Source organism: Oceanobacter antarcticus (genome assembly GCF_044962685.1).
Lineage (GTDB): Bacteria > Pseudomonadota > Gammaproteobacteria > Pseudomonadales > Oceanobacteraceae > Oceanobacter > Oceanobacter antarcticus.
Map to the genome: position 1 here is coordinate 150,132 of NZ_JBBKTX010000006.1, position 13,664 is coordinate 163,795.

Here is a 13,664-nt window from a genome sequence, read left to right on the forward strand (position 1 = left end):
CGTCTCAGCCGTTAAAACGTGAGAACAGCAAGCTACCGTTGGTGCCACCAAAGCCGAAAGAATTGGACAGTGCAATCGACACATCCGCCTTGCGGGCAATGTGCGGCACATAATCCAGATCACAGCCGTCATCCGGGTTGTCGAGGTTGATCGTCGGCGGAATGATGCCATCCTGAATCGCCAGCACGGTGAACATGGCTTCGATTGCTCCGGCTGCGCCCAGTAAGTGGCCGGTCATGGATTTGGTCGAAGATACCGCCAGCTTGTAGGCCTGGTCACCAAACAGTTTCTTGATGGCGTTGGTTTCGGCAATATCGCCCACTTGTGTAGAAGTACCGTGAGCATTGATGTAATCCACCTGCTCCGGCGTCACACCACCATCTTTCAGCGCATTGGTCATGGCCGCACAAGCGCCGGAACCATCTGCGGGAGGGCTGGTAACGTGGTAGGCGTCATCACTCATCCCCAAACCGATCAGTTCGGCATAGATACGCGCACCACGAGCCTGGGCATGCTCCAGCGATTCCAGCACCAGAATAGCGGCACCATCACTCAGGACAAAGCCGTCACGATCCTTGTCCCACGGGCGACTGGCTTTTTCTGGTTCATCATTACGGGTGCTCATGGCTCTGGCCGCAGCAAAACCGGCCATTCCCAGCGGTGAAGATGAACCTTCCGTCCCCCCTGCCAGCATCAGATCAGCGTCACCATAGGCAATGGTACGAGCCGCATAACCGATATTGTGAGTACCCGTAGTGCAGGCGGTGGTAATAGCAAAGTTGGGGCCTTTCAAGCCATGCCGAATGGCAATATTGCCCGACGCCATATTGATCACGGCTGCCGGCACCAGAAAAGGAGATACCCGGCGAGGGCCACTCTTAACCAGCTGCTGATAATTCTGTTCAATGGTATTCAGACCACCGATACCTGAGCCTACGGCAACGCCGAAGCGGTTGAAGTCAATATCATCAGAGAATCCGGCATCCTGCATTGCCTGCTCTGCTGCAACCATGGCGTATTGCAAAAATGGATCGAGTTTGCGCGCTTCCTTGGCCGACATAACACTGGTTATGTCGAAATTTTTCACTGCTCCAACAATTCGGGTCGAATAGCTGCTGGCATCAAAATGCGTTACCGGCCCGATGCCGGATTTGCCCTGACACACTGCCTGCCAGGTTGTCGCCACGTCCAGACCCATTGGGTTAACAGTTCCCAGGCCCGTTACCACTACGCGTCGTTTCGTCATCACTGTATTGGTTTCCCCGTCTCAGACACAAAAAAAGCCGCGTCCGAAGAGGCGGCTTTCAGACGTCGCGATTATTACAGATTCGCAACGATGTAGTCGATTGCTTCCTGAACGGTAGTCAGCTTCTCGGCATCTTCGTCTGGAATTTCTGTTTCGAATTCTTCTTCCAGAGCCATTACCAGCTCAACAGTGTCCAGAGAGTCTGCACCCAGATCATCTACGAAAGAAGAAGCCGCTTTCACTTCGTCTTCTTTAACGCCCAGTTGTTCGCAGACGATTTTTTTTACGCGTTCTTCGATATTGCTCATGGTTTTTCCTACCGTTTCAGTGTTTCGAAGGTCAGTGCGACCTTAACCCATATTCATACCGCCATTCACATGAATGGTCTGGCCTGTAATGTATTTCGCTTCGTCACTGGCCAAAAAGGCAACAGCACTGGCAATCTCGTCTGGCCGCCCCAAGCGCTTGCTCGGAATGGACGACAGGATGGCTTCTTTTTGGGCTTCAGGCAAGACGTCCGTCATGTCTGTTTTGATAAAGCCCGGTGCAACACAGTTAACCGTAATGTTGCGGCTGGCCACTTCCTGTGCCAGTGAACGGGTAAAGCCTTCCAGACCGGCCTTGGCCGCTGCGTAGTTAGCCTGACCCGCATTACCGGTAGTACCGATAATGGAGCTTACATTGATAATCGCACCGGCTTTCACCTTGATCATCGGTTTGACCAGCGCCTTGCAAACACGGAACACGCCGGTCAGGTTGGTGTTGATCACTGCATTCCATTCGTCATCGCTCATGCGCAAGAACAGGTTATCGCGGGTAATACCAGCGTTATTAACCAATACTGCCGGTGTACCATGCTCTGCCACCAGTGCCTTCAAGGCGGTACTGGTTTGCTCGGCATCAGAGATATTCAGCACAATCGCGTCATTATCCTCATCAATAGCCTGCAGCGCCTCACGAATCGCAACCGCACCCGATTCACTGGTCGCCGTACCAATTACCTTGTATCCCTTGCCTGCCAGGCTTTCTGCCACCGCGCGCCCAATACCTCGGGAAGCGCCAGTGACCAGTGCCAGTGCTTTATCTGTCATGCTTGTTGTCCTTGAATCATGGCCATAGCCGCCTGAGCGCTGGCAAGATCGCCGGTACCATAGGTAGCCAAGGTTTTGTCAATACGTTTATTCAGACCCGCCAATACCTTGCCTGGGCCAAATTCGATGGCCACATCGGCCTTACTGCGAACGGCCGCAACCGCCCCGGTCCAGTTAACCGGACTGTACAGCTGGCCCAGCAGTTTTTCCTGGACTTCAGCCAAGGGGGCTGGCGCGTTATCCACATTGTGGTATACCGGAAACTCAGCAGCCCGCCACTGCACAGCAGCCAGGGCATCCTTGAATTCTTCCGCTGCAGCACGCATCAGACTGGAATGAAACGGCCCGCTCACTGCCAGCGGTAAAGCACGCTTGGCACCTGCAGCCTTGGCCAGTTCGATGGCTTTTTCAATACCCGTCATCGCACCGGCGATAACAATTTGACCTGGCGCATTAAAGTTGGCCGGTTCAACAACACCTGCAGCACTGGCATCGTCACAGACCTGGCGTATCGTCGCTTCGTCAAGTCCGAGAATCGCAGCCATGCCGCCCTGACCAGCAGGCACCGCCTGCTCCATCAGTTGCCCACGCTGGCGCACCAGGCGTACAGCATCAACAAAATCAATGCTATCCGCAGCCACCAGAGCCGAATACTCACCCAGTGAATGACCCGCTGCGGCAACAATCTGCAACGCCGGACAATGGGCCTGGATCAGACGTAATATTGCAACACTTGAGGTGAGTAAAACAGGCTGGGCGTTGTAGGTAAGATTCAGTGTTTCTGCCGGGCCATTCTGGATCAAAGCCCAAAGATCCATACCAACGGCTTCTGACGCTTGCGCAAAAGTTTCGCCAATCAGACTGTACTCTGCGGCCAGATCGGCCAGCATGCCCACTTGCTGAGCACCCTGACCAGGGAAAATTGCGATTACTTCTGTCATCTATTCAATCACCAAGTCGGTTGGCTGTTGTTGCGGTAACGAATGTCTGTTTATACCAGTTGGAAACTGCATTCGGACTTGAACCAGAGCACAGGATAAAAACTCGACACAGTGCCCGCAACCCGAAAGCGGCGCCATAGTAGGATTGTCACTCGCTCCAGTAAACACCCAATCGGCACAATTTTAATGAATTTGTTTCAGGCAATCGCCTTTTGCATGGGTAAAATCTGCCGAATCAGTGCTTCTCGGTCATGATTTCTTGCCTGTTCAACCAAATATCCCATGGCGAACTCATAAGTCGATACATCCGATTTGCCATGAGTTTTCACCACCACACCGTCAATACCCAGCAACATGGCTCCGCCATGACGGGCCGGAGCAATCCGTTTGTGAATACGCTTGAATGCCTGCCGCAACAAAGGCGACACCAAGCGTAAAACCCAATGCTGCTTCAATTCTTCTGTCACCATCTGGGTTAACCATTCTGTCAGGCCTTCACTGGTTTTCAACGCGATATTGCCAGTGAATCCATCACAGACCATCACATCCAAATCACCACGGTAGAGGTCATCCCCTTCATAAAAACCGGCGTAATTATCGGGCAACAAACAGCTGAGTATGGCGTCAGCAGCACGAATTTCTTCAGTCCCTTTACCCGATTCATGACCCACATTGAGCAGCCCGACTCCAGGCTTGGTGATAGTCATTGAGTGACACCAGGCAACACCCAGTACAGCAAACTGCACCAGTTGCGCCGACGTTGCACCAAGAGAAGCCCCAAGATCCAGCAATAGTAGCGGTTTGCCACGGGTGGGTATCTGAGTGGCCAGCGCGGGACGGTCGATTCCAGGCAGGACACCGAGTAACCGACGAGAAAGAATCATCAATGCGCCAGTACTTCCGACCGACAGAACACCCTGCGCTTCACCGTCACGATAGGCGCACAAGGCCATCACCATGGATGAAGACTGGCGTTTCTTGAGTACTACAGAGGGTTTTTCATCGGCAGCGATACTGGTACCGCAGCCTACAATTCTGACACGATCAGAAAAATCTGCTGTATTGCGGCTTGCTTCTTCAACCCAGCCTTGCTCAACGAAGAGTAATACTGCAACCTGTCGATGCTTGCCAAGCAGATTTTTGCAGCCACAGAACGCAGCGCGGGGACCTAAGTCCCCGCCCATGGCATCTACCGCAATGGTCAACATCTTAGCTGTTGCCAGTCTCCACGACTTTTTTGCCACGGTAGAAACCGTCTGCAGTCACATGGTGACGACGGTGAATTTCACCGGTAGTTGGATCAGTGGACAGTGCTACTGAAGCAGTATCCAGGGCATCGTGTGAACGACGCATTCCACGCTTGGATCGAGTTACTTTGTTTTGCTGAACAGCCATGATTGGCTCCTACACTATTTCTGTTTGAGCTGTGCCAAAACGTCAAACGGGTTGGGCCGCTTTTCGTTACTGATTATGTCTTCAGGCTCGGGCTGCTGAATCTGGCATTCAGACTCAGGATGGGTCGGGAACGCAGGCAGCGCTAACAGCACTTCGTCCTCCAACACCGACCATAAGTCGATCACACCATTTTCGTCCATCTCCACTGGCTCCAGACGTTTCGGCAAATTTCTGGCCTGCTCGTCATTAAAAACCAAACCCAGTGAAAACTGGCTACCAACCGCTATCTCCACACTTCCCAAGCAGCGCTGGCAAGTCATGACGACACGAGTAGAACAACTACCCACAATCATACGAAAACGTTCAGCATCCTTTTCGAAAGAAACAATGCAGTCGACCGGTGCCAGGCACTGGTCTACCGCTTCGTTCAGACGAGGAAGATCGGAACTGTTGATTGCCGCCCTAAGTTGCTGATTATGCTCAACAAGTTTGGTCGCATCAACCCGGTGGGGTATTTGTGCCTCTGCCATAGTGCGCGAGATAATAGGTATCTCGCCTCCCGTTGTCAAAATTATTTAACCGCCAACGCCAGGATCAGCGCAGCGTGATGCCCTGATCCAGAAAAACACTGGATATACCGTGACCCATACTGGCACCCAAGCGCCCGACCAATTCTTCAAACCGGTTTGGGCGTAAGGTGAAATTCACCAGTGTTTCGGTATCCAGCTTGTCCCGCGCCAGCTTGCTGGTAGAAGACAGGCCGTCAATCAGCCCCATATCCAGCGCCTGTTCACCGGACCAGATCAGGCCACTGAACATATCCGGTGTTTCTTTCAGCCGATCACCCCGGCCATTCCGAACCTGTTCAATAAACTGCTTATGGGTAACCGCCAGAACACTTTCCCAGAACTCACGCTCATCTTCACGCTCGGGCAGGAACGGATCAAGAAATCCCTTGTGCTCTCCTGACGTATAGCTTCTGCGCTCAACACCGAATTTATCCATGACTCCGACAAAACCGAAACCAGACCCAACCACTCCGATCGATCCGACCAGACTGGCCTTGTCGGCATAAATTTCATCAGCCGCTGCTGCAATGTAATAAGCACCGGAAGCCCCGAGATCAACAATCACGGCATACACCGGAAAATCAGCGCGGGTCGCTTTGAGTCGTTTGATTTCATCGTAGACATAACCTGCCTGCACCGGACTGCCACCCGGCGAGTTGATCCGCAAGATCAGCCCAAGCGCATCAGGGTCATCAAACGCATTACGGATAGCGGTAATCAAGGCATCGGCATTCGCTTCCTTGTCGGCAGCAATGGCACCCGTCACCTCAACGACGGCAGCAAACTGGCCACCGTCCGCAGACCCCGCCGCATCTTCTAGCGGCATGCGGAACATCCACAACAACAGAAACAGGTAACTGAAAGTCAGCACCCGGAAAAATATGCCCCAACGGCGCGAGCGACGCTGCTCTTTCTGCAAATCCATCACCAGCTTTTCAATCAACTTCCATTCTTTACTGCTGTCTTCGGGACGATTCATGCCTTTGGTTCCAGTTTATCCAGTAATAACTTACAGGGTGCATCTAAAATGTAACAAGCAACAAAAGGACAAGGCAAAAATCGACGAAAAAACGCAATTCATGAATAATGAATGAGCATGTTTAGTCGATTTTTAACGCCGTCATATCGAGCCTAGTCATTTATAGATGTGCCCTACAGGGCCTGCGCTATCCAGACATCGAGCTCAGCAATGCTATGACACATCGCCAGTGGCCGACAACCCAGCAAGGCCAGCTCATCATGGGCACCGTGACTCATTGCCACGCCCGCCACGCCCGCCGCATTGGCCATATCCAGATCATACGTGGTGTCACCTACCATCAACGCCCGCGACGCTGGAATTCTTAATTGCGCCAGCAGCTCTTGCAGCATCAACGGATCCGGCTTGGAACGGGATTCATCAGCACAGCGTGTCGCGGCAAACCGGTGCCTCAGGGTGAGATCATCGAGAATCCGATCCAGTCCCCGACGACTCTTGCCCGTCGCAACAGCAAGTAGCACCCCCCGCTCCTGCAACCGTGCCAGCATCGTTTCTGCCCCGGCAAACAACCCCATCGGTATCGGGCTGTCGGAAACAAAATGGCGGGCGTAACATTCTTTCATCGCCGCCATTTGTTCTTCATCGATCGCTGGCCAGAGCGTTTCCACCGCCTCAGGCAAGCCAAGGCCGATAATATTTTGTACCTGGGCATCCGTTACCAGCGGCAAGCCAACAATCCTGCCTGCCCGCTGCATACTGTCGACAATCCGACCGGTAGAATCCGCCAGGGTGCCGTCCCAGTCAAAAATAATAAGGTCAAAACCCATAGTTGCAGCCTTCCTTTATAAGTAGCCGCTCAAAGTCTGCATTCGGAGGGGCCGCCAGAGACAAGGACTCCCCGCTCAACGGGTGGCGAAACTCCAGCCGCAAGGCGTGCAAAAACAGCCGACGTATACCATGCTGCTGGTCTATTGCCACCTGCGCCCTGTCACGATATTTCTCGTCGCCGGCAATGGCGTAGCCTTGAAACTGGCAATGCACCCGAATCTGGTGGGTTCGACCGGTCACTGGCTCCGCTTCCAACAATGAATAGTGCGGGCCACTCGACAATAGCCGATAACGGGTATGACAGGCTTTGCCCTCGGCATCGACCAGCATAATGCGCTCCCCCGACTGTCGTTCGGACTTCTTCAGTGGTGCCTTGACCTCCGTCACCGCCTGCGGCCAATGGCCGTGCACCAAAGCAAGATATCGTTTGCGTATGCCAACTTTATTAACCAGCATTTTTTGCAACGCCACCAGCGCTGAGCGTTTGCGTGCGACCAGAATAATGCCAGAGGTGTCTCGGTCGAGCCGGTGCACCAGTTCAAGAAAGCTGTGCTCAGGATACAATTGTCGCAGTGCTTCGATTAAACCCAAATTAACACCACTGCCACCATGAACAGCCAGCCCGTGAGGTTTGTTAATGGCAATCAAGGCATCGTCTTCATAAACAATCGCCCTTTTCAGACCAGCCAGCAATTCTGCCGAAGCGTGTCCTACCGCCTGCTCCTGTGGCAATCGCACTGGCGGGATACGCACCACGTCACCGGTAGAAACACGCGAGTCGGCCTTTACTCGCCCCTTGTTTATCCGCACTTCGCCTTTGCGAATAATGCGATACACCATCGCTTTGGGTACTTTCCCCAATACCGACAACAAAAAGTTATCGACACGCTGGCCGTCGTTATCAGCCGTCACTTCCAGTAACGACACCTTGGTGGTATCTATTTCAAACTTTGCCATATATTCAGGATAACCACCGACGCTTTTGCTGCTACAGCCGTCGGATTTGAAGAGAATTGGGAGCTGCATAGCAGCTGCAGGAAATCTAATACTTTGCTGACGTCAGACTTTGTTGCTATATTTCAGCGGCATTCGGGTCTTACACAAACATTTTGACCGATGCAAGTATCGCCAACATCAAAAGCGGCGAGTATAGAAGAAGAAGAGTCAGCAACAAAACTCTTCGCAAGATTTAACACGGCAGGCTTGCCAGCATAACAGGTCGTACAAACGAGAGTCGGACTTGACGGGTCAGTGAGATAGCGGAAGGCAATTTGCTTCAGCCCCGGCCACAAGAGTCCCCGGACACACAAAACGTCCGCCAAACCTTGCTTTGTATGATCAACCTTGTTGGCGCCGCCCGGTGAGATAAACCACGCAGCGACCTGCTGGCAATCTCGCATTATCAAATTATGGATCGTGTTGCCGATACCAGACCAGAAACCGGTCTGGGCAACACTCTGAAGCAAGCCACCTCCCGCAGCGCTAATACCTCTGCCGCAGCGTGCCAGGCGTCCAGAGTGAATAACAGACAGCAACCTGACGTGTCGGAGCCTGAACAAAGGCACCTATGCATACAACCTGACACCGTCCGTGCACTCCTATGTACGGCGCTGGCAGGCTGAGGCAAAGCACCCATAAACATTTTGGTACTGGCCAATCGGATTAACGGTTGGAATTGCCACCAGAGTACGTTGCCCTACTGAGCAATTTGTACTGCATGAAAAGAATGCTGATTAACGCGACTCAACCTGAAGAGTTGCGCGTAGCCCTGGTAGACGGCCAAAAACTCTACGACCTGGATATTGAATCCGGTGCCCGCGAACAGAAGAAGTCAAACATCTACAAAGGCAGGATTACCCGTATCGAGCCCAGTCTTGAAGCGGCGTTTGTAGATTTTGGTGCCGAGCGCCATGGCTTTCTGCCGCTGAAAGAAATTTCCAGGGAATACTTTGCCCGCGATCCCGGCCCTGGCCGCATCAACATCAAGGATGTGCTGCGTGAAGGTCAGGAAATCATTGTCCAGGTCGACAAGGAAGAACGCGGCAACAAAGGCGCAGCCCTGACCACCCAGGTCAGCCTGGCAGGTCGCTATCTGGTGCTAATGCCCAACAACCCCCGTGCCGGTGGCATTTCCCGTCGTATCGAAGGTGACGAACGCACCGAGCTGCGCGAAGCCATGAAAGACGTCACCGTTCCCGACAAAATGGGCGTTATCGTCCGTACGGCAGGTATTGGCCGCAGTGGTCAGGAACTGCAATGGGATCTCGACTACCTGGTGCAACTGTGGGATGCCATTCAGCGCGCCTATGGCGACGTCAAGGCCCCTGCCCTACTGCTGCAAGAAAGTAACGTCATTATTCGGGCTATTCGCGACTACCTGCGCCAGGACGTCGGTGAAGTGCTGATTGACACCGATGCCGCCTACGACGAAGCCCTGGGCTTTGTGCAGCAAGTAATGCCGCACTACCAGAACAAGTTCAAGCGCTACAACGACAGCGTGCCCCTGTTCAATCGCTACCAGATCGAAACCCAGATCGAAAGCGCCTTCCAGCGCGAAGTCAAACTGCCTGCTGGCGGTTCGATTGTGATCGATCCGACCGAAGCGCTGGTGTCGATCGACATCAACTCCTCACGTGCCACCAAAGGCACCGATATTGAAGACACTGCCTTCAATACCAACCTTGAAGCTGCGGATGAAATCGCCCGTCAGCTGCGCCTGCGTGACATGGGCGGCCTGGTTGTTATCGACTTTATCGATATGCTTTCCAACAAGCATCAGCGTGAAGTCGAAACCCGCCTGAAAAAAGCCCTTGAAATGGATCGCGCCCGCGTACAAGTTGGCCGCATTTCCCGTTTTGGGTTGATGGAAATGTCTCGTCAGCGCCTGCGTCCCTCACTGGAAGAAACCAGTGGTCACGTTTGCCCGCGCTGTAATGGCACGGGTGTCATCCGTGATATCCAATCCACCGGACTGTCGATTCTGCGCCTGATTGAAGAAGAGGCCGCCAAGGAAAACACCGGCCAGGTACGCGCCATTGTGCCCGTATCCGTCGCCAGCTTCCTGCTGAACGAAAAACGCAAGCTGATTGACGCCATCGAAAGCCGTCACGGCAACCGCGTAGTGGTATTGCCAAATCCGAACATGGACACCCCGCACTTCGAAGTGCTGCGCTTGCGTCCAGACGACACCCTGGTGGGTGAAGTCTCCTACGAGCACCGCTTTGACGAAGTAGAGCCAGAGTACGGCATCGATACCAACATCAAAGAAACCGCTAAAACCCAGCAGGCAGCCGTCAAGGGCGTCAGCCATGCCAAGCCGGTCGAGGCCACAGAAGCACCAGAACCGGTAACAACAGTAGCTGCTCCAGTAGCGACAGCGACTGCCGCTGCAAGCAACCCTGGCATGATAGAAAAAGTGGCTTCATTTCTTTCCGGCCTGTTTGGCAGCGATACCAGCACCGCTACCCCATCCGTCAAGCCGGTCGTCACCACGACGCCAGCAGCCAGTGGCAGTAGCAATCCCCGTCGTCGCACAGAATCGTCCCGTAATGACGAGCGTTCCGATAACAATGGTCGCCGCCGTCGCAACAATACGGCTGGCAACACCAACAGCGGCGACTCCCGGACAGATGCAGACAAGCCACGCAGCAACCGTAACGATGAGCGCAACAGCCGCCCTCGCCGCGAAGAGCGTCAGACCGGCACTACCGATAATACCGACGGCGAACAACAAAACCGGGAAGTGAACCGCAGTCGCAGTCGTAATCGTCGCCGTGAACGCCCTGAAGATGTGACGGATGATACGGTTAGCACCGAAACCACCAGCGACAACCAGGAAGTTTCTGACCATACGACAGACAACTCCTCGTCAAACAACCGTCGTCGCCCACGTCGTGACCGTAGCCGTGGTGGCAACAGCGAGTTCCGCCGCGAAACCCCGAAACCCGGTGCCGAAGAAGGTGAAAACCAGCCTGTCGCAGCGACCAGACGAAATGCCGATACAGCGAGCACGACAACCGACAATTCTGCCAGCGAGACCAGCAGTGAAGACAAATCACCGCGTCGCTCGCGTCGTCGTCGTCGCAACCGTAACGAAGATCGTCAAGTGGCAGACACGGCTACGGAAGTTGTTGCGGAAACCGCAACTGAAATCGTGGTTGAAGAAGTCGCTACAGCTGAAACGACGGCTACTGAAACAGTAACCGCGAATGACAACACCACTCCAGAGGGCAGCACCGGGACGGTTGCAGCGGAAACAAAAATCGACGACAGCAACACGCCTGAAACCACTGAGGAAGCAGTGACAGCTGCTGTTGCAGAGAAAACCGCAGCAAAAGCGGAAACCGTCCAAGCACCGGAAGAAGCAGAGGCGACTGAAGAAAGCCGCCCCCGTCGTCGTCGTCGTGGACGCAGTCGCTCCAATCGTGATGAGCAAACGGAATCCACCCCGGAAGCAACAACCACGCTGGAAACGACTGACACCGAAGCCAACGTTGGGGTAAACGCGGAGGTTGAGGTAGAAGTTGCGAATAAAAAGGCAACCGCAGAAGACAGCTCGCCTGCAACTGACACTCTGGCAGTCAACACTCCTGACGAAACGACGGCAGCAACAGATGCATCTACCTCTATTGCAGAAACAGTAGCAGAAACTGTCGTAGAAACGGTCGTTGTGCCAACGGCAGTCATCACGGCAGCAGTGGCAGAATCAGCAGAAGAAGTCATTGAGACGACTGAAATTGTAGCAAACGTTGAAACGGTCACAGCTACTGAAGCCACAGAGCCAACAACCGCTACCGAAGCAGTTGAAACCGAAACAGCAGCAACGGAGGAGCAAACAGCACCCAACCGCCGTCGCCGTAATCGTCGTCCAAATTATCGGGCACCGAACGATCCACGCAACCAGACCAGCGCTGAACCGCAAGAAACAGTAACGGAACAACAAGCGTTGGACACTACCGCACCGGTGGAAACGGAACAGGCGACGGCTGAGACCCCCACTCCAGCGGATGACACAACCAATGATGCAACCAAGGTTGAAGCACCGGCCATTGCAGAAGCCGTACGGGCTGATACGGAAGTAGCGGCGCATGAAGCCGATAACGAAGTGGCACCAACGGCAACCAGCCACAACCAGGCCGACTCAGGCACCTCTGGCCCTGAAGAAGCTGACAAGGAAACAACCGCAGACCAGAAAACGCCATCCTGATGCCCTGCGGGCGGAATGTCAGACTCCCCGGAGTCTGACTACCCTCCAACCCGGCAATTGAAAGCCTGTCTGCTAAAAAGCCTGCCACGCGCAGGCTTTTTTGGCTCACTGATCAGCTCCTCTTTTGCTTCATCGCATTACCCACCATTTGGCCGACAGATCAATGCAACAAAGTTGGCTCATTATTGGACCAATCCTGCTGAAATATTCAACCAGGGCAAAACATTTCCGCCAGTAACATTCTCCCCGACCGGTCGACGTGCTAGTTTTAGACCATGCCAACATAAGGACAGGGTGGAAGAACAAGTGGATCAACTTTCGCGTATTCTGGTAGTCGATGACGTTGCCAACAATATTCAGGTTGCAATGAATATTCTGCGTGAAGACAACTATGAACTGTCTTACGCCATGTCCGGCAATGATGCCCTGGCACTGATGCGAACCCAGTCTTTTGACCTGATATTACTCGACGTCATGATGCCAGATATCGATGGCTTTGAAGTGTGCAAGCGTATCCGCATGGATCTCAAACACCGCGACGTTCCGGTTATTTTCCTTACCGCCCGAGCCGATGTCGATTCGGTTGTGCGCGGTTTTGAACTGGGTGGGGTCGATTACATCGTCAAACCGTTTCATGCGGCAGAGTTGCTTGCCAGAGTGCGCACTCATCTGGAATTACATACTGCCAAGGCGCTGCTGCAAAAACACAATATCAACCTGCGCCAAAAAGTAGAGCTGACCGAAAGACGCCTGCTCTCCGAGCTGGAACAAACCCAGCTGGAGATGATCCATATCCTGACCGAGCTGATGGAATTCACCTCCGACGAAACCGGGCGTCATATCAAACGGGTAGCCGAATATTCACAGCTACTGGCGCAATTACACAACAGCCTGACAGAAGAAGATGCCATCGTTATCTTCCACGCCTCTCCCATGCACGACATTGGCAAGGTGTTTGTTCCTGAAGCTATCTTGCACAAGCCCAGCAAATTGACGGCGGAAGAATATGAGGTCATGAAAACCCACACCACCCGGGCACATGACTTCCTTAAAAACTCGCCGCGCAGAATTCTCAAGGCTGCCGATATCATTGCCTGGCAACATCATGAGCACTGGGATGGCAGTGGCTACCCTCGTGGCCTAAAGGGCCACGATATTCATATCTACGGGCGTATTGTTGCCGTGGCCGATGTCTTTGACGCCTTGACCCATAAGCGGGTTTACAAACCGGCCTGGACAGTGGAAGACACCGTCGCCTATATCATTAACAACAGTGGAACCCACTTTGATCCCTATCTGGTTGAACTCTTTCGTGACAACCTTGATCAGTTTATTAACCTTGCTGAAGTATAGTCCCCTCAGTCTGGCATACCGGAATATCCATGCGCACTGTCAGGCTGCCGCCCTGG

At 53.5% G+C, this 13,664-nt stretch carries 13 protein-coding genes; 2 read left to right on the forward strand and 11 right to left on the reverse strand.

Translation table 11 applies throughout. The features are described 5' to 3' along the window. Window positions 1-4 precede the first annotated feature (4 nt). The 11 genes from fabF to WG929_RS06715 all read right to left on the reverse strand — a co-directional run bounded on the left by fabF (window position 5) and on the right by WG929_RS06715 (window position 8,515). Window positions 5-1,246 carry a beta-ketoacyl-ACP synthase II gene (gene fabF / locus WG929_RS06665; RefSeq protein WP_416205412.1) on the reverse strand — a complete coding sequence of 414 codons (1,242 nt, stop codon included), beginning with the start codon at window positions 1,244-1,246 and terminating at the stop codon, window positions 5-7. A 74-nt stretch (window positions 1,247-1,320) separates the two neighbouring features. Further along, a complete protein-coding gene (acpP, locus tag WG929_RS06670) occupies window positions 1,321-1,554 on the reverse strand; it encodes an acyl carrier protein (protein WP_369854571.1) in 234 nt (77 codons plus the stop codon). Window positions 1,555-1,596: 42 nt separating this feature from the next. After that, window positions 1,597-2,337 carry a 3-oxoacyl-ACP reductase FabG gene (fabG, locus tag WG929_RS06675; protein ID WP_416205413.1) on the reverse strand — a complete coding sequence of 247 codons (741 nt, stop codon included), beginning with the start codon at window positions 2,335-2,337 and terminating at the stop codon, window positions 1,597-1,599. Next, window positions 2,334-3,278: an ACP S-malonyltransferase gene (gene fabD, locus WG929_RS06680; protein WP_416205414.1), complete on the reverse strand. Its 945-nt coding sequence runs from the start codon at window positions 3,276-3,278 to the stop codon at window positions 2,334-2,336. The genes fabG and fabD overlap by 4 nt, the downstream gene beginning before the upstream one ends. 197 nt (window positions 3,279-3,475) lie before the next feature. Continuing rightward, window positions 3,476-4,486 carry a phosphate acyltransferase PlsX gene (gene plsX, locus WG929_RS06685; RefSeq protein WP_416205415.1) on the reverse strand — a complete coding sequence of 337 codons (1,011 nt, stop codon included), beginning with the start codon at window positions 4,484-4,486 and terminating at the stop codon, window positions 3,476-3,478. 1 nt (window position 4,487) lies between these two features. Continuing rightward, entirely contained in the window at window positions 4,488-4,673 is a 186-nt protein-coding gene (gene rpmF, locus WG929_RS06690; RefSeq protein WP_369854575.1) for a 50S ribosomal protein L32, read from the reverse strand. Between the two features lie 14 nt (window positions 4,674-4,687). After that, window positions 4,688-5,203: a YceD family protein gene (locus tag WG929_RS06695; protein WP_416205416.1), complete on the reverse strand. Its 516-nt coding sequence runs from the start codon at window positions 5,201-5,203 to the stop codon at window positions 4,688-4,690. Between the two features lie 64 nt (window positions 5,204-5,267). Next, entirely contained in the window at window positions 5,268-6,221 is a 954-nt protein-coding gene (locus WG929_RS06700; RefSeq protein ID WP_416205417.1) for a S49 family peptidase, read from the reverse strand. 173 nt (window positions 6,222-6,394) lie between these two features. After that, window positions 6,395-7,048: an HAD-IA family hydrolase gene (locus WG929_RS06705; protein WP_416205418.1), complete on the reverse strand. Its 654-nt coding sequence runs from the start codon at window positions 7,046-7,048 to the stop codon at window positions 6,395-6,397. Continuing rightward, a complete protein-coding gene (locus WG929_RS06710; RefSeq protein WP_416205419.1) occupies window positions 7,038-8,075 on the reverse strand; it encodes an RluA family pseudouridine synthase in 1,038 nt (345 codons plus the stop codon). The genes WG929_RS06705 and WG929_RS06710 overlap by 11 nt, the downstream gene beginning before the upstream one ends. 53 nt (window positions 8,076-8,128) lie before the next feature. Next, the gene (locus WG929_RS06715) at window positions 8,129-8,515 is read right to left on the reverse strand and encodes a hypothetical protein (protein ID WP_416205420.1); all 387 of its coding nucleotides are present in this window, start codon (window positions 8,513-8,515) and stop codon (window positions 8,129-8,131) included. Window positions 8,516-8,766: 251 nt separating this feature from the next. Here WG929_RS06715 and rne point away from each other — a divergent pair, with 251 nt between their 5' ends. Together rne and WG929_RS06725 are read left to right on the forward strand one after the other, a co-directional pair. Then, window positions 8,767-12,255, forward strand: coding sequence for a ribonuclease E (gene rne, locus WG929_RS06720; RefSeq protein ID WP_416205421.1), 3,489 nt, complete (start codon window positions 8,767-8,769; stop codon window positions 12,253-12,255). A gap of 306 nt (window positions 12,256-12,561) precedes the next feature. After that, window positions 12,562-13,608, forward strand: coding sequence for an HD-GYP domain-containing protein (locus WG929_RS06725; RefSeq protein WP_416205422.1), 1,047 nt, complete (start codon window positions 12,562-12,564; stop codon window positions 13,606-13,608). Window positions 13,609-13,664: the final 56 nt, after the last annotated feature.

What these genes read in the sequence shown, in the direction of transcription:
- fabF (WP_416205412.1), bottom strand. Translation starts at nt 1,246, where the DNA reads ATGACGAAACGACGCGTAGTGGTAACGGGCCTGGGAACTGTTAACCCA.
- plsX (WP_416205415.1), bottom strand. Translation starts at nt 4,486, where the DNA reads ATGTTGACCATTGCGGTAGATGCCATGGGCGGGGACTTAGGTCCCCGC.
- rne (WP_416205421.1), top strand. Translation starts at nt 8,767, where the DNA reads ATGAAAAGAATGCTGATTAACGCGACTCAACCTGAAGAGTTGCGCGTA.
- rpmF (WP_369854575.1), bottom strand. Translation starts at nt 4,673, where the DNA reads ATGGCTGTTCAGCAAAACAAAGTAACTCGATCCAAGCGTGGAATGCGT.
- acpP (WP_369854571.1), bottom strand. Translation starts at nt 1,554, where the DNA reads ATGAGCAATATCGAAGAACGCGTAAAAAAAATCGTCTGCGAACAACTG.
- WG929_RS06700 (WP_416205417.1), bottom strand. Translation starts at nt 6,221, where the DNA reads ATGAATCGTCCCGAAGACAGCAGTAAAGAATGGAAGTTGATTGAAAAG.
- fabD (WP_416205414.1), bottom strand. Translation starts at nt 3,278, where the DNA reads ATGACAGAAGTAATCGCAATTTTCCCTGGTCAGGGTGCTCAGCAAGTG.
- WG929_RS06710 (WP_416205419.1), bottom strand. Translation starts at nt 8,075, where the DNA reads ATGCAGCTCCCAATTCTCTTCAAATCCGACGGCTGTAGCAGCAAAAGC.
- fabG (WP_416205413.1), bottom strand. Translation starts at nt 2,337, where the DNA reads ATGACAGATAAAGCACTGGCACTGGTCACTGGCGCTTCCCGAGGTATT.
- WG929_RS06705 (WP_416205418.1), bottom strand. Translation starts at nt 7,048, where the DNA reads ATGGGTTTTGACCTTATTATTTTTGACTGGGACGGCACCCTGGCGGAT.
- WG929_RS06695 (WP_416205416.1), bottom strand. Translation starts at nt 5,203, where the DNA reads ATGGCAGAGGCACAAATACCCCACCGGGTTGATGCGACCAAACTTGTT.